The following is a 15,593-nucleotide window of genomic DNA, read 5'->3' as shown; positions in this document are numbered from 1 at the left end:
AAATCGAGTTATTTCGCCGTTTCCATCAACTACGACAAAAGTAACTAATAGCATGTAAAAACATCAAGCAGGCTAGGTTTTGGAGCTAGACAGACAAACATAATTATTTTATACATTCTTATATTTTTAAAAAAAGGGCTACCCCATAAACGGATAGCCCTTTTAATATTCCATCAGATTGGTTAAGCAGGTTGTGCTTTACCATTCGTTGTAGCCAGCGTAACAACAATTAATACGATAACTGCTACAGGAAGTGCAATTAATACACTGTTTAGTTCAAATGGTTTTGCTAGTACAATTTCCCATACCAGCGTCGTAGTCACCCCGGCAATCATAGAAGAAATACCGCCGGCAGCATTTACGCGTTTCCAGAAGAAGACTGCCAGTAGAGCTGGTGTAAGTCCGGCACCGTAAACTGTATATGCATACATTTGTACTTCTAAAACGGTAGGGAAGTAGCTTATTATCACATACGATAATACACCCAATACTACAATAAATATTTTCGTTATAAACAATAACTGCTTGTCTGTCGCATCTTTCTTAACAAGTTTACCGATAATATCATACGTGACGTTAGTTGCAGCAGATAATAAATATGAATTACCTGTAGTTACAATAAATGCTGTTGCTGCTGCTAGCAGAATTCCACCAATAATGGTAGGCATCACTAGTGTAGTTGCCATTAAAGCCATCCCCGGGGCAACATCCGGAAACATAGAACGTGATGCAAATGAGATAAACGAGATAGCTGGAGAAATAAGAAGCATTCCTATTAACCATCCGATTTGAGCTTTTCTGGAAGACTTGTCTCCCTTAGATGATGCAAGTCGCTGATACATATTCTGATCACCTAACAGCAAGAACAGGGAAGGCAGAAGAAATCCTAGCAATTGTACGTTGCTTAGCGTACTAGTTACTGTTAAATGAGAAGCAGGAACATTCGCTGTTACTTCATCCCATCCCCCTGCAATGACATAAATGGTCGGGAGCGTAATAAATAGAGCTGCAATCGCAAAAAATGCACTTAAAGCATCAGTTGGTGCAACGGACCTCAACCCACCAATTGTTGCAAGGAAAATAATTAATGCTGCACCAATCATTGTACCAACCTCAACAGACATTCCTGTAGTTAAGTTTAAAATGAATCCAATTCCAGTCATCTGGTACGAAACAATTCCTACAAAAGCCAAAATAATGATAACGCTTGCAATCATGCGCGCAGTTGAACCATACTTTGCCTCAAGAATACCCGAAACCGTATACTTACCAAATTCTCGTATTTTTGGTGCGATTAAGTATAGAATACCGATACCTACTAATGTAGGAACCATCATCAGTAAAGCAGGGATAATTCCATATGAAAACGCCATGGAAGTTTCTCCACCTGATATACTTCCGCTTCCAGTCCAAGTCGCAAGCAATGTACCTGTTAAAACAAATGCTCCAAGTCCTTTTCCTGCCAAAATAAAATCTTCACTGTTTGAAACTTTTCTGGAATAATAGACGCCCATAAGAACCATAATTAATCCATAACCACCAACAAACCATAGTAATGTTGGATCGTGTGTAATTTCCATTCATTCTCCTCCTATTGTAATTAGTTTTGTGTTTAGCTTTTACCAAATAGAAAATAATATAACAGCTATACAATAAATGCCGCACAAAGAAAAGAAGTATTAAAGGATGGACTTTAATACTTCTTCTTTGTAACTTAACATTTGACATCATAACATACTTACAAAAAATTATCATATGTATATTTTTACCATTACTCCACATTAAAAAACCTTTCTTCTCGCTATTTCACACGAAAAGAAAGGTTTATATAAGCTATACTACTCTGTTACGAAAGGCAATAATGCCATAGTACGAGAGCGTTTAACCGCTTTAGTAAGTTTACGCTGATATTTAGCAGATGTTCCAGTAACACGACGTGGAAGAATTTTTCCACGTTCTGAGATGAAACGTCTTAGTAAATCAACATCTTTATAATCGATGTGTGTAATTCCATTTGATGTGAAATAGCACACTTTACGACGCTTTGCGCGTCCGCGACGAGCTGCCATCAATACCCCTCCTTTTCATTTTAGAATGGTAAATCATCGTCCGATATATCGATAGGTTGCCCGTTATTTTTAAACGGGTCCTCTTCATTTTGGTTCTGGTTTTGGTTCTGATTGGAATTACTCTGGTTTTGATTCTGTCCTTGATTTTGGTTTTGATTCTGATTTTGTTGATAGCCTGATGAACCTTGGCTACTACCTTGAGAAGAACCTTTTGTTTCCAAAAATTGAACACTGTCTGCCACAATTTCTGTAATGTAAACCATTTTACCGTCTTGTCCTTCGAAACTACGTGTTTGAACGCGTCCATCAACACCGACCAGGCTACCTTTTTTCATATAATTAGCAAGGTTTTCTGCAGGTCTGCGCCATACGACACAGTTGATAAAGTCCGCTTCACGATTTCCTTGTTGATTGGAAAAAGGTCGATTAACAGCTAAAGTAAAATTGGCTACAGCCACTCCGTTTGGTGTATAACGTAAATCAGGATCCTTCGTTAATCTGCCTACAAGTACGACTCGATTTAACATCAGAACCACCCCTTATTATTGATCTTCTTCTCGAATTGCCATATGACGGATAATATCGTCTGAGAATTTAGCTAGTCGATCAAACTCATTTACTGCAGCTACATCACTAGAAAACTTCACAACAACATAATACCCATCACGGTAATCATTGATTTCATATGCAAGGCGTTTTTTGCCTTTTTCATCAATTTTTATAATCTCCGCCCCATTATCAGTTAAGATTTTATGGAAACGCTCTGTTAGTGCTGTTTGAGCATCGTCTTCCATGTCTGGGCGAATGATATACATGATTTCGTATTTAGTCATTCGTTACACCTCCTTTTGGTCTTAGCGGCTCCTATTATAAATAGAAGCAAGGAATAATTTTAAGTTAATTACTCACAATAGTGTATTATACCAAATCATTCTATAAAATACAAGCTTCGAGGGATCCTTTGTTATACGTTAAAACGGAAGTGGATGACATCGCCATCTTTTACAAGATAATCTTTACCTTCTAATCTTACTTTTCCTTTTTCCTTCGCCTGTGCCATAGCACCTGCATCAACTAGATCATTGTATGAAACGGTTTCTGCACGAATAAATCCGCGTTCAAAGTCAGTATGAATAATACCAGCTGCCTGTGGTGCTTTAATTCCATTTTGGAATGTCCATGCACGAACTTCCTGCTCACCAGCCGTGAAGTAAGTCGAGAGGCCAAGCAATTGATAGGACGCTTTAATAAGCTGGTCTAACCCAGACTCTTCAATTCCTAGATCTTCTAAGAATTCTGCTTTTTCTTCCTGATCAAGCTCAGCAATTTCTGATTCGATTTTTGCACAAACCACAATTACCTCTGCTTTTTCATTTGCCGCAAACTCTTTTACTCGTTGAACATATTCATTACCTTCCGGATTGGTAATTTCTTCCTCAGATACATTTGCAGCATAAAGAATTGGTTTACTTGTTAGCAAATGAAGCTGTTTAACCACTTTCCACTCTTCTTCGGTAAAGTCCATAGCGCGTGCCGGCTGATCATTTTCCAAACCAACTTTCAGCTTCTCAAGCACGTTATACTCAGCCACTGCCGCCTTATCCTTCTGACGTGCAAGCTTTTCAACACGCTGAAAACGTTTTGAAACACTTTCCAGATCTGCTAAAATCAGTTCCAGATTAATAATTTCTATATCATCAATTGGATCAATCTTTCCAGATACATGTGTAATGTTTTCGTCTACAAAACAACGAACTACATGACAAATTGCATCTACTTGACGAATATGAGATAAAAACTGGTTGCCAAGACCCTCTCCCTTACTCGCACCTTTTACAATACCTGCAATATCTGTAAACTCAAAAGCTGTTGGTATTGTTTTCTTCGGTTTTACTAATTCAGTTAATTTATTCAATCGATCGTCCGGCACTTCTACAATACCTACATTTGGATCAATCGTACAAAACGGATAGTTAGCCGACTCTGCCCCTGCCTGAGTAATCGCGTTAAATAAAGTTGATTTACCCACATTAGGGAGTCCGACAATTCCTGCTGTTAAAGCCATGTAACTTTCACTCCTTAAGGATATCATTCATATGAACGTACTAGTCTTCCCAATTATAATACAAGGTCAGGATTTGACAAGCAAAGAAAAAGCAAAAATACGTTATTTTTCATACGCATTTTTGCTGAATCGTCCATGAAAAAATGATTTTATATTTTTATTTTACTTCATTCCTCCATTATGGAAGGAAAAACATAAATTTTACTAGTTTTTATGATTCGTTTTTTTCAAGTACCTTTTTCAATTTCTTGGAGAATTCCCGCCTGGGGATCAGTACACTGTGATCACAGCCCTGACACTTAATTCGTACATCCATACCCATCCTGATTATTTTCCAGCGGTTTTCGCCGCAAGGGTGTGGCTTTTTCATTTGTACAATATCATTTAAAGCAAAATCTTTATCTACCATAATATGATACCTACTTTCTATTACTCATCATTTTCGTGCAATCTTGTTTGTTCTAATTCCGGTTCTTTAGCAGTGGGATTTTCGTTACGCGTATACATTACAAGACGTGGAGATGGTATTTGAATACCCTCACTGTATAGACTTTTCTTCACTTCCCGACGAATGATACGCGCTCCTGCCCATTGAAACTCTGGCTGCGTCTCTGCAATTACTCGAATAACATAATGAGACAATTCGAGTGTTTCAACACCAATCGTTTCAGGAGTACCCACAATTTCAGTATATTTATCTGGTAATTCTTTCGCCATTTCCTCAATAACCTTCTCAGCAGCTTCAATATCACTCTCATAAGGAATATTTATGTCCACAATAGCTAAACCATTATGTACGGAGTAATTCGTCACTTGGGTCACGTTTCCATTAGGCAAAATATGCTGCTCGCCTGTCCAGCTTTTAATTTTGGTCGTTCTCATACCGATTTCTTCTACTGTTCCTTCTACTTTTGAGGTCCTGATATAATCACCAACAGAAAACTGATCTTCAAAAATAATAAAGAAACCCGATATGATATCACGGACAAGGTTTTGAGCACCAAAACCTATTGCCAAACCTGCTACACCAGCGCCGGCTAGTAATGGTCCAATATCTAAACCAAACCCTTCATCTAATACCATAATAAAAACGGTGAAATATATCGTATATGTTAAGACATTATGCAGTAACTTTTTTAATGTATTTTCTCTTCGCTCCGTTATACGAAACGGACCGCGCTGTCTGCTTACAAACACTTTATCGATTACTTTTTTCCCTACTTTTATGGCCACAATAGCCACCAGGATAATTAAAAAAATATTTAAAGCGCCCTTACCGACTGCCGTCCATAGGTCAGGGCCAGAAAGATATTTCCACAAATCTTCTATATTACTATTTATCCAATCCACTATGCACGCCTCCAGGAATGATACTAGTTAACCAGTTTTAGTGTATATGTAGATACTACAACATTCCGTTACTATTGAAAAGCAAACAGACTAATGCGCCTTTCTGTTCTTAGTATTCCAAATCGGATACAGTATTAACCTCATCAGTACATACAAATTTAAAACTCCATATATTGGATACAGATAACTGATGAGCGTTGAAAAGCCAAACGTAGTAAATGGTATCATAATCATAACACCTACCAAAGCAATCAACCATAACGGAGATTTCCAATACGTCTGAATCCGGGTGATCAGCCCCATCATCCCCGACGCTGCTGTTGTAAAAATAGCAAACCACAGCATTATTGACATAAACACTAGTACACCAAACGAGTAGTTTTTCAGAATTGCAAATAACGGTATTTCATATACCAATATTTCCTCGGCTATCTGAATAAGACTATTATTATATATATACGAGATAACACCTAATATGAGCCCACTGCCAATTCCAGCAATCAGTATTTCTTTTCGTGACTGAACTTTATTTCCGATTGCCCCGATCACCGCGATAAGCGGCAGAACATTTAAAGCGGTAAATGGAAATGCTGCTTTCCAATTTCGTTGTTCATGCCAGTGAGAGAAAAGTGCCAGCTTTTGATCATACGTAAATACTAACAATATCGCGATAAGTCCTAACAGTAATACTGGCAAAATAAATTGATTAATCATTAACAGACCATTAATCCCTCTTACAAATAATGCGATAAGTAAAACTGATATAAATCCTACACCCCACCAATAAGGAAAGTAAAACGCCTGACCGGTTGCACCACTGCCAGCCAGCATGACAATCGTCGTCGTAAACAAATATACAAATATCATGATATCGTATAATTTTGTAAGTCTTTCACCTACAATAACCCGCAGTACTGGCAAATAATCTTTTGACTGTACCTCGTAGCTTATCTTCATAATCACCACACAAGATATAGAGAAAAAGCAGGCGAACATTACTATGGCTAGTCCACTTTCATGCCCAAAAAATTGCCATAACTCTCTGCCTGAAGCATATCCCGCCCCAATGGTGGTTCCAATTATTAAAAACATCCACTTAAACCCTGAACTCCACATTTATTTTCCTCCAATTATTAAAAATTCAATGTATAGTTATCTTTTAAAAGTCGTATACTATTAACAATATGTGTGTGGAGGATAAGCTATGAATCTAAAAAAACAATTTGTTATGAAAAGTGAGCAGGAAAATATGCGTTTCATGTATACAGATTCGTTGATTTCAACAATGATGGCTGAAAAAGTTATATCTTTTTTTCCGGTAATTCCGAAAGAATATATTGTTGTTTGTATTGGTACAGATCGATCAACCGGAGATTCATTAGGACCATTAACTGGAACGTTTTTACAGGAAAATAAACCTAAAAATCTAACTGTATACGGCACGATTCATGAACCAGTTCACGCAACTAATCTTGAAAGTTATATTGAGATCATACACAATCAGCATAGCAATCCTTATATTATTGCAATAGACGCATGCCTTGGTCGTTCATCGTCAGTTGGAAACATTGTTTTGGGTATTGGACCACTAAAACCTGGAGCCGCTTTAAATAAAACACTTCCTGAAATTGGGGATATTAATTTAACTGGAATTGTAAATATTAGTGGATTTATGGAGTTTTCAATTTTACAGAACACACGCCTATCCATTGTAGTGGATATGGCAAAACAATTAGCTAAACTATTAACCGAAATAGATAGTCGGCTGCAGCATAGTATTGCCGTCCCGTCTATCGTTATTACTCCTGTTAAACAAGAGAGTAAGCTTTAGAATACTTTGCGCTCTGCCAATTTAATAGTGAACTATTCGTCTACCCTTTTAAACATACAAAAAGACTTCTACTAATCAATTAGTAAAAGTCTTTTGTATAGCGGGCCACAAAGGCTACTGGACAAGTGGTAGATAATAAAATTCTATTATTTCACTCTTACTTAGCATCATCGAAAATACGAAGACTCCTCGAAAAAGAAAAGTACTTTTTCTTCGTGCGATGCCTTTTCAGGGGAGCCTTCCTTATCCTGCGGGAACAGCGCGCGTTGAAGGCCCTACAGGAAAGCGGTCTTTGCTTATCCGAGGAGACTGAAGCCGTGCCCTAAGGTGCGCGAAGTATATTCGATGATGCGACAGTAGATCCAATTTATTTTGGCCCAATATAACTTTTTCAGTAGCTACCTCTTACTTTTAGCAGGAGTCTGTGTCTATATTAATTGATAGATATAATAAATAAGTACTACTGTTGCAAGTGATGGTAATAGATTACCAATTCTAATTTGTGTAATCTTAAGCAGGTTGAGTCCGATTGCGACAATCAGTAGTCCCCCTACTGCGGTGAGTTCAACAATAAAACCATTTAAGAAACTTTCTGGTAACCATTTGGTTATTTGGGTAGCTAATAGTGCAATGCCACCTTGATAAATTACTACCGGTATCACTGAAAAAATTACACCAAACCCTAGTGTTGTTGTTAAAACAAGAGCGACAAATCCGTCAATGATTCCCTTGGTAATGAGTATTTCATGATCACCTCTAATTCCACTATCCAATGCGCCAATTACCGACATTGCCCCTATCACAAAAATAAGTGATGCGGTAATAAACCCTTGTGCTACACTGAAGTTCTCATTTTTAGTAGTGAATTTACTGCCAATCCACGCGCCTAGTCTATTTAACCCTTCTTCAACGTGCATGAGTTCACCTATTATGGCGCCTGTTAGAAGACTTAACAGAACAACAACTATTTTTTCTGTAGTAAATGCCATTTGCAGGCCAATTAATATTACTGCCAATCCAATGCCGTGCATGACAGTCTCTTTGTATCGTTCGGGTATTTTAGTGAAAAACAATCCTAGCAGACTACCTACAATAATACATACCCCATTGATTAACGTACCGTATAAAACCATTGCCCCATCTCCATTAATTATTAAGTCACTTTATAATTCTTTATACGAGGATACTATTTCTCTTATTGCTAGTAAAAATGAGTGAACTTCTTCTTCCGTATTATACATACTAAGACTAGCACGTATGATTCCTTGTTCTGTAGTATGTAACGATTCATGTGTTAACGGGCTACAATGAATTCCAGCTCGTACTGCAATATGATAATGTGAATCTAGTATTAACCCAATTTCCTGAGAAGAAATACCATCAATATTGAATGCCACAATTGGCATACGATACGCGTCAGAATTCGGTCCGTAACAGGTAACACCATCTATTTCTCTCAATCCTTCTAAAAGACTTTGGGCTAGTATTGTTTCACGTGGAACAATTTCGTTAATTCTTTTCTCATACTCCGTTAACGCTGCACGAAGACCAGCTATTCCAGGAGTATTTAATGTACCACTTTCAAGATATTCCGGCCATTGTTCAGGCTGGGTTGCTACAGAAGAAAAAGTACCTGTACCTCCATGATGGATAGGTACTAAATTAACGTTTCCTTCTACCATTAATACCCCAATTCCCTGCGGACCTAATAATCCTTTGTGTCCCGGGAAAACCATCATATCTATTCCAAGTTCATTCATGTTAATGGAAAGATGTCCTGCCGTCTGGGACGCATCCAGGATCGTATTGATGCTGTTTCTCTTCGCCAATTTACTAACATCAGCAATTGGTAAAATACGACCGGTAACATTGGAAGCATGTGTCATTGCGATCAATCTGGTATTGGGTTTAATGGCATCCTGAACCGCCTGAATAAACTGATCGTCTTCTTCTTTTTCTGGAACATCAATGTATGTAATACTTACTCCACACTTTTCACTTATGTATTCCAGTGGCCTTCGAATAGAATTATGTTCATAGGAACTGGCAATCACATGATCCCCTTTATCCCAGGATAAACCCTTGATTGCTTGATTTAAGCCAATTGTAGCATTCTGATAGAATAACACCTTGCTCGGGTTACTGCCCCCAAATAATTCAGCTATTTTAACTCTCGTCTCCTGAATTATCTTCGAAGCTTCCCTTGCTAAAGCATGACTCCCTCTTCCAGGGTTAGCACCAACGGAATTCACTGCATATACCATTGCTTCCGCCACGCTGGTCGGTTTAGGGTGGGAGGAAGCAGCCTGATCAAAATATATCATTTGGTATTCACCTTCTTATAAAATGATAGCTTTTTATTTTACTTGAGTTATCAAAACTTGACTAATCGTTAAATTTTGATGGTTCTATGTTGCATTAAGAATAGATTTATACTTTCTTACCTGCAAAAAAAGACTGACTTTAGCTTAGAAGCTACTATAAATCAGTCAGTCTTTCGATTCTATTTATGATTTTAATGCTTCAATGATTCGATCTAAATCATCGTTCGAGAAAAAATCAATTTCAATTTTCCCTTTTCTTTTTCCACGTTGGATAGTCACTGAAGTACCTAAACGATCCCTCAAAACAGACTCTCTTTCTTGCAAGAATATATCCATTTTAGGTTTTGTAGGCTTTTTTTCGGGCTTCTTGTTCATTTCAATTATCATCTGTTCAACCTGACGAACATTTAGCTTCTCTTTTAGAATCCGTTTTACAAAAGGTAATAATTTTTGCTTATTTTTAATTCCAACTAGTGCTCGTCCGTGGCCCATTGAAAGCTCTCCGTTATTAATATAAGCAATAACCTGATCTGGCAGAGATAACAACCTTACTAGATTGGCAATGTGCGACCTGCTCTTTCCAAGCCTCTTGGACAATTCATCCTGTGTAATACCCAGCTCTTTCATTAAATTAGCATATGCCTGTGCCTCTTCAATTGGAGTTAAGTCTTCACGCTGGAGGTTCTCTAAAAGAGCAATCTCCATCATTCTTTCATCTGTAAGATCTTTAACTACTACTGGAATAGTGTCCAATCCTGCTTCTTTGGCCGCACGAAACCGGCGTTCTCCAACGACTATTTCATACCCTTTTATGCTTTTTCGTGCAATTAGCGGCTGAATAATACCATACTCTAAAATTGAGTCTTTTAATTCCTCAATTGCATCAGCATGAAATGTTTTTCTGGGCTGATATGGATTTGGTCTGCAATCTTTTATTGCTAAATCCTGAATAGCTTCTTTTTTTTCATCAATTTCCGGAAACAGTGCATTTATACCCTTACCTAACCCTTTCGCCACTAGACATCACTTCCTTCGCTAATTCTAGATAAACTTCTGCACCACGTGATTTTGGATCATACGTTATGATTGGCTGACCATGACTTGGTGCCTCGCCTAGACGAACATTTCTTGGTATAACCGATTTATAAACTTTATCCTGGAAGTACTTTTTCACTTCTTCGATGACCTGAATACCAAGATTCGTACGGGCATCAAGCATAGTAAGCAGTACGCCTTCTATCATTAAATCTTTATTTAAATGTTTTTGCACTAATCGTATCGTATTTAAAAGCTGACTAAGCCCTTCCAATGCGTAATATTCACATTGAACTGGTATTAAAACAGTATCAGAAGAAGTTAAAGCATTTATTGTCAACAACCCTAACGATGGAGGACAATCAATAATTATATAATCGTACTCACCTTTTACCACTTCCAACGACTGTTTTAAACGTATTTCCCTTGATATGGTTGGAACTAATTCTATTTCAGCTCCAGCTAATTGAATCGTAGCAGGAATAATATCAAGCTTTGGTACACTTGATTGTGTAATCACTTCTTTAGCAGGGACATCTTCAACCAATACATTATAAATACATTGGCTAACATCCGCCTTGTTAACTCCTACACCGCTTGTTGCGTTGCCTTGAGGATCTATGTCTACAAGTAATACTCTTCTTCCCAAGTGTGCTAAACACGCACTCAAATTGACAGCTGAGGTTGTTTTGCCTACGCCACCCTTTTGATTTGCCATGGCAATAATTTTACCCATGTTATCACCTACCTATCATTCTATAGTTTAATTCTATCATTTTTTTATTGGAAAAGCGGATAAAGCATCATTTTGTAAGAAAAACGTAATTTATGTCGAGAAAACTCGATAATTCATTAAATCATGGCCCATTGCTTCATGAATTATCGTTTTCTGTGTAAAAAAACCCATCTAATAGAAAAAAGATGGGTAAATATATGAAAGTATATAAAAATGAATTATTTCTTTTTGGGAATTTTAATTGTAAATTGATAATAATCATCTAAATCTTTTTCATCAGTTTCAACATCAATTCCTGTATCCGAAACCATTGTTAATGATTGTCTTATAGTGTTTACAGCAATCCTCATGTCTTTATTGACACCTTTAAGTTTCGGTTTTTTCTTTTTAGGTTCATCTTTCTTATTTTCCATTTTTTCGATACGCTCTTCCGTTTGTTTAACGTTCAAATCGTGTTCAATTATATCACGCAGCAGCTTAATCTGTTTTTCCTGTTCTTTTAACTTAATCAAAGCTCTTGCATGACGTTCCGTGATTTGTTTGTTTAACAAAGCCTGTTGAACTTCATCATCCAGTTTCAGCAACCTCAGTTTATTCGCAATAGTTGACTGGTTCTTACCTAAACGCTGAGCTAGTGCTTCCTGTGTTATGGAGTGTAATTCCAACAGCCTTGCATATGCTCGTGCTTCTTCTATAACTGTTAATTCTTCTCGTTGAAGGTTTTCAATTAACGCCACAGAAGCTGTCTCTGTATCAGTCATTTCCTGCACAATCACAGGTGCGTTTTCCCACCCTAAAGATTGTACGGCGCGCCATCTACGCTCACCAGCAATTAATTCATAATCATCTTCTTCAATCTTTCGAACTACGATTGGCTGAATCATACCATGTGTCTTAATCGTCTGTGCTAGTTCAGTAATCTTTTCTTCATTGAAAATTGTTCTAGGCTGAAATCGATTCGGTTTAATTTTCGTTACTGCAAGTTGTATCACTTCATTAGGATGATATGCTTCTTTTTCTTCTTCTTCAGAATCCGATTTATCTCCTAATCCGAAAATACGGTTGAAAGGACGTACCATTATCAGACACCACCTTTATTCATAAAACTCATATATACTAATTTACCCCTATTTTTATGTAAATTGTTCCACGTGGAACAATTTTGTAATTTTTATAGAGTCTTCAATACTTATAAGCTAGTTTAGTAATAAATGCTTATGTAAAATAAATGACCCTTAGGAAGTAAAGGCATTACACCTTTGAAGTCAGTTAAACAAGAAAAACGCTGCAGTATAAACCGCTGCGTACCTTAAATCTCTGCTCTTATTCTACCATATTTAATGATAAAAGTACCCTAAAGAAAAAAATATAGTTTCTATTCAGCTAATTCAAAGGGCTTTTATTCGGCACCCCTGCTTTTCTTGGGTATTTATTCGGTGTTTTTCTTCTTTTCTCAATCATAATAATAGAACGTTCACTATCCTCTTTAGGTAATGTGAACGTATCTACCTTATTTAATTTTCCACCTAGTACCTCTATTGCCAACTCCGCATCCTTCAATTCCTCAGTAGTTTGAGCAGCTTTCATAGCAATAAATACGCCGTTTTTCTTAGTTAATGGCAAACATAACTCAGTTAACACACTCATACGGGCTACTGCACGAGCAGTGACAACATCGAATTCTTCTCTAAATGCGCTATTTTTCCCGAAGTTTTCAGCTCTATCGTGATGAAAAGCAACTTTGTCTATATCCAAATTAGTTGCTAATTGATTTAAAAACACAATTCGCTTTTGTAATGAGTCTACGATCGTTACACTTAGCTGTGGAAAACATATTTTAAGTGGGATGCTGGGAAACCCGGCACCAGCTCCCACATCACAAATATGCAATTCTTTTGTAAAATCATAGTGAAAAGCCGCAGTTATTGAATCATAAAAGTGCTTTAAATATACATCATTTTTTTCTGTTATCGCAGTAAGGTTCATCTTTTCGTTCCATTCCACAAGGGTACGAAAATAAATATCAAATTGCTCCCTCTGTCTATCACTGAGTATTATTCCTTTTTTTTCAAGTTCTTGTTTGAATAAATCTGGGTTCATTATACGGTTCTCCTAACTGTTAATTAGCTTATCTTTGCAATTTTCCCTTGCTCAATATATACAAGTAAAATGGATACATCAGAAGGGTTTACTCCGGATATTCTTGATGCTTGACCTACAGAAAGTGGACGTATTTCCTTTAATTTTTCACGAGCTTCAGTAGCGAGTCCATTAATATCATCATAGTCAATTTTCTCAGGTACCTTTTTATCTTCCATTTTCATCATCCGTTCAACCTGATCTACAGCTTTTTTGATATAGCCTTCGTATTGAACTTGAATTTCTACTTGTTCCTTTACCTCAGGTGGCAGTTCTTTTTCAAATGGAACCATTTGTTCAAGTAATTCATAAGAAACTTCTGGTCGTTTTAGTAGATCTATTGCCTTTAAAGGTTCTTTAAGTGGTGTAGCATTAACTGTCTCGAGTAGCGCCTGGACTTTTTCTTCTGGTTTAATTGTAAATTTAGATAAACGCTTTTTCTCTTCTTCTACCAGCGCTTTTTTCTCTAAAAATTTCTCATATCGCACGTCCGTAATTAAACCTAGATTATGTCCTACTTCTGTCAGACGCATATCAGCATTGTCATGACGTAATAATAAACGATATTCTGCTCTGGACGTTAACAAACGATAAGGCTCATTTGTACCTTTAGTTACCAAATCATCAATTAAAACACCTATATATGCTTGCGAACGGTCTAATATTAGTGGATCACGACCTAATACTTTTGAAGCAGCATTAATACCAGCCATAATTCCTTGTGCCCCGGCTTCTTCGTAACCAGATGTTCCATTAATTTGACCAGCTGTATATAGTCCTGGAATCATTTTCGTTTCTAAAGTTGGCCATAATTGCGTTGGCACTAAAGCATCATACTCAATTGCGTAACCGGCGCGCATGATTTCTGCCTTTTCCAATCCTGGAACTGTTTTAAGCATCTCATGCTGAACAAATTCTGGCAGTGACGTTGACAATCCTTGTACATAAACTTCCTCTGTTTGGCGACCTTCAGGCTCTAAGAATACCTGGTGTCGTGGTTTGTCATTAAAACGAACAATTTTATCTTCAATTGATGGGCAATAACGAGGTCCGGTTCCACGTTTCATACCTGAATACATAGCTGATAACTTCAAATTGTCATTAATAATCTCGTGTGTAAATTCATTTGTATATGTTAACCAACAAGGTATCTGATCCGTAATATATTCTGTCGTTTCATACGAAAAAGCTTGTGGCTTGTCGTCACCTGGCTGAATTTCAGTTTTAGAATAATCAATTGTATGACTATTCACACGAGGTGGTGTACCTGTTTTAAAGCGTGTTAATTCAAAACCAAGTTCCTCCAAATGTTCTGAAAGTGTTACAGATACACGTTGGTTATTTGGACCACTTTCATACTCCAAGTCTCCCATTAATACTTTTCCACGCATAAACGTACCAGTTGTGATAATAACTGTTTCTGCGCGGTAAGCAGCTTTCGATTCAGTTAACACACCTTTACATACTCCATCTTCAATGATTAGTTTTTCAACCATAGCCTGTCTTAAAGTTAAGTTCTCTTGATTTTCGATTATATTTTTCATTTCTCTTATATATAATGGTTTATCAGCCTGTGCACGTAACGCTTGCACTGCTGGCCCTTTACCTGTATTTAACATACGCATTTGAATGTGTGTTTTATCAATCACCTTGGCCATCACTCCACCGAGAGCGTCAATTTCCCGCACAACGATCCCTTTCGCAGGACCACCTAGCGACGGATTACAAGGCATAAAAGCTACCATATCTAAATTGAGTGTCAGCATTAAAGTTTTCGCGCCCATTCTAGCAGCGGAAATCCCAGCTTCTACTCCAGCATGACCTGCTCCAATTACAATTACATCATAATTGCCTGCATCATATGCCATAATTTTTCATCCTTTCTATTAAATACCAAAATTTTATCTAATGAAGCGTGGGCAATCAGTCGCCTCCGCTTTTCTTTTGTCTAGCTCCGCGGGCTAGCGACTCGAGACATAGTCAATTGACACTCCGAGCACGTAAAACCCTGTGCTCTTCGGTCTCTTGACTATGTTTTTCGTCG

General features: G+C 37.3%; 16 protein-coding genes. 1 reads left to right on the top strand and 15 read right to left on the bottom strand.

The genetic code is table 11. The features are described from left to right. Positions 1-182: 182 nt before the first annotated feature. The 8 genes from VBD025_RS04205 to VBD025_RS04170 all read right to left on the bottom strand — a co-directional run bounded on the left by VBD025_RS04205 (position 183) and on the right by VBD025_RS04170 (position 6,600). Positions 183-1,580 (bottom strand): sodium:solute symporter family protein, encoded by a 1,398-nt coding sequence (locus tag VBD025_RS04205; protein WP_430789574.1) that lies wholly within the window; start codon positions 1,578-1,580, stop codon positions 183-185. Between the two features lie 258 nt (positions 1,581-1,838). Then, on the bottom strand, positions 1,839-2,069 hold the full coding sequence (gene rpsR / locus VBD025_RS04200; RefSeq protein ID WP_430789572.1) for a 30S ribosomal protein S18: 231 nt from the start codon (positions 2,067-2,069) through the stop codon (positions 1,839-1,841). Between the two features lie 20 nt (positions 2,070-2,089). Next, positions 2,090-2,596 carry a single-stranded DNA-binding protein gene (gene ssb, locus VBD025_RS04195; RefSeq protein ID WP_430789570.1) on the bottom strand — a complete coding sequence of 169 codons (507 nt, stop codon included), beginning with the start codon at positions 2,594-2,596 and terminating at the stop codon, positions 2,090-2,092. A 15-nt stretch (positions 2,597-2,611) separates the two neighbouring features. Beyond that, positions 2,612-2,902, bottom strand: a complete 291-nt coding sequence (gene rpsF, locus VBD025_RS04190; protein WP_430789568.1) for a 30S ribosomal protein S6 — start codon at positions 2,900-2,902, stop codon at positions 2,612-2,614. A gap of 131 nt (positions 2,903-3,033) precedes the next feature. After that, positions 3,034-4,134 carry a redox-regulated ATPase YchF gene (gene ychF / locus VBD025_RS04185; RefSeq protein WP_430789566.1) on the bottom strand — a complete coding sequence of 367 codons (1,101 nt, stop codon included), beginning with the start codon at positions 4,132-4,134 and terminating at the stop codon, positions 3,034-3,036. A gap of 211 nt (positions 4,135-4,345) precedes the next feature. After that, a complete protein-coding gene (locus tag VBD025_RS04180; RefSeq protein WP_430789564.1) occupies positions 4,346-4,543 on the bottom strand; it encodes a DUF951 domain-containing protein in 198 nt (65 codons plus the stop codon). Between the two features lie 20 nt (positions 4,544-4,563). Next, complete coding sequence (locus tag VBD025_RS04175) at positions 4,564-5,484, bottom strand: mechanosensitive ion channel family protein (RefSeq protein ID WP_430789562.1); 921 nt, start codon at positions 5,482-5,484, stop codon at positions 4,564-4,566. A 90-nt stretch (positions 5,485-5,574) separates the two neighbouring features. Next, positions 5,575-6,600, bottom strand: a complete 1,026-nt coding sequence (locus VBD025_RS04170; RefSeq protein ID WP_430789560.1) for a YkvI family membrane protein — start codon at positions 6,598-6,600, stop codon at positions 5,575-5,577. Between the two features lie 88 nt (positions 6,601-6,688). On the opposite strand from VBD025_RS04170, the gene yyaC reads away from it, so the two are divergent. Continuing rightward, positions 6,689-7,315: a spore protease YyaC gene (gene yyaC / locus VBD025_RS04165; RefSeq protein WP_430789558.1), complete on the top strand. Its 627-nt coding sequence runs from the start codon at positions 6,689-6,691 to the stop codon at positions 7,313-7,315. Positions 7,316-7,743: 428 nt separating this feature from the next. On the opposite strand, the gene VBD025_RS04160 is transcribed toward yyaC, so the two are convergent. The 7 genes from VBD025_RS04160 to mnmG form a co-directional block, all read right to left on the bottom strand. Next, positions 7,744-8,448, bottom strand: coding sequence for a DUF554 domain-containing protein (locus VBD025_RS04160; RefSeq protein WP_430789556.1), 705 nt, complete (start codon positions 8,446-8,448; stop codon positions 7,744-7,746). 30 nt (positions 8,449-8,478) lie between these two features. Further along, positions 8,479-9,639, bottom strand: a complete 1,161-nt coding sequence (locus VBD025_RS04155) for an aminotransferase class V-fold PLP-dependent enzyme (protein ID WP_430789554.1) — start codon at positions 9,637-9,639, stop codon at positions 8,479-8,481. 183 nt (positions 9,640-9,822) lie between these two features. Beyond that, on the bottom strand, positions 9,823-10,656 hold the full coding sequence (locus tag VBD025_RS04150) for a ParB/RepB/Spo0J family partition protein (protein WP_430789552.1): 834 nt from the start codon (positions 10,654-10,656) through the stop codon (positions 9,823-9,825). Continuing rightward, on the bottom strand, positions 10,637-11,410 hold the full coding sequence (locus VBD025_RS04145) for a ParA family protein (protein ID WP_430789550.1): 774 nt from the start codon (positions 11,408-11,410) through the stop codon (positions 10,637-10,639). Before VBD025_RS04145 ends, VBD025_RS04150 begins: the two co-directional genes overlap by 20 nt. Positions 11,411-11,628: 218 nt before the next feature. Next, a complete protein-coding gene (gene noc / locus VBD025_RS04140) occupies positions 11,629-12,489 on the bottom strand; it encodes a nucleoid occlusion protein (protein WP_430789548.1) in 861 nt (286 codons plus the stop codon). A gap of 304 nt (positions 12,490-12,793) precedes the next feature. After that, positions 12,794-13,510 (bottom strand): 16S rRNA (guanine(527)-N(7))-methyltransferase RsmG, encoded by a 717-nt coding sequence (gene rsmG, locus VBD025_RS04135; RefSeq protein ID WP_430789546.1) that lies wholly within the window; start codon positions 13,508-13,510, stop codon positions 12,794-12,796. A gap of 23 nt (positions 13,511-13,533) precedes the next feature. Then, positions 13,534-15,417, bottom strand: a complete 1,884-nt coding sequence (gene mnmG, locus VBD025_RS04130) for a tRNA uridine-5-carboxymethylaminomethyl(34) synthesis enzyme MnmG (protein WP_430789544.1) — start codon at positions 15,415-15,417, stop codon at positions 13,534-13,536. Between the last annotated feature and the right edge of the window lie 176 nt (positions 15,418-15,593).

This window comes from Virgibacillus flavescens, assembly GCF_050574275.1.
In the GTDB taxonomy this organism is placed as follows: domain Bacteria; phylum Bacillota; class Bacilli; order Bacillales; family Amphibacillaceae; genus Virgibacillus_F; species Virgibacillus_F flavescens.
The sequence above is the reverse complement of the archived record's forward strand: the minus strand, read 5'-3'. Positions and strand labels throughout refer to the sequence as shown.

Coding starts and splice junctions, on each gene's coding strand:
- mnmG (WP_430789544.1), bottom strand. CDS start 15,417: ATGGCATATGATGCAGGCAATTATGATGTAATTGTAATTGGAGCAGGT.
- VBD025_RS04205 (WP_430789574.1), bottom strand. CDS start 1,580: ATGGAAATTACACACGATCCAACATTACTATGGTTTGTTGGTGGTTAT.
- yyaC (WP_430789558.1), top strand. CDS start 6,689: ATGAATCTAAAAAAACAATTTGTTATGAAAAGTGAGCAGGAAAATATG.
- VBD025_RS04160 (WP_430789556.1), bottom strand. CDS start 8,448: ATGGTTTTATACGGTACGTTAATCAATGGGGTATGTATTATTGTAGGT.
- ychF (WP_430789566.1), bottom strand. CDS start 4,134: ATGGCTTTAACAGCAGGAATTGTCGGACTCCCTAATGTGGGTAAATCA.
- VBD025_RS04145 (WP_430789550.1), bottom strand. CDS start 11,410: ATGGGTAAAATTATTGCCATGGCAAATCAAAAGGGTGGCGTAGGCAAA.
- VBD025_RS04180 (WP_430789564.1), bottom strand. CDS start 4,543: ATGGTAGATAAAGATTTTGCTTTAAATGATATTGTACAAATGAAAAAG.
- noc (WP_430789548.1), bottom strand. CDS start 12,489: ATGGTACGTCCTTTCAACCGTATTTTCGGATTAGGAGATAAATCGGAT.
- ssb (WP_430789570.1), bottom strand. CDS start 2,596: ATGTTAAATCGAGTCGTACTTGTAGGCAGATTAACGAAGGATCCTGAT.
- VBD025_RS04155 (WP_430789554.1), bottom strand. CDS start 9,639: ATGATATATTTTGATCAGGCTGCTTCCTCCCACCCTAAACCGACCAGC.
- VBD025_RS04170 (WP_430789560.1), bottom strand. CDS start 6,600: ATGTGGAGTTCAGGGTTTAAGTGGATGTTTTTAATAATTGGAACCACC.
- rpsR (WP_430789572.1), bottom strand. CDS start 2,069: ATGGCAGCTCGTCGCGGACGCGCAAAGCGTCGTAAAGTGTGCTATTTC.
- rsmG (WP_430789546.1), bottom strand. CDS start 13,510: ATGAACCCAGATTTATTCAAACAAGAACTTGAAAAAAAAGGAATAATA.
- rpsF (WP_430789568.1), bottom strand. CDS start 2,902: ATGACTAAATACGAAATCATGTATATCATTCGCCCAGACATGGAAGAC.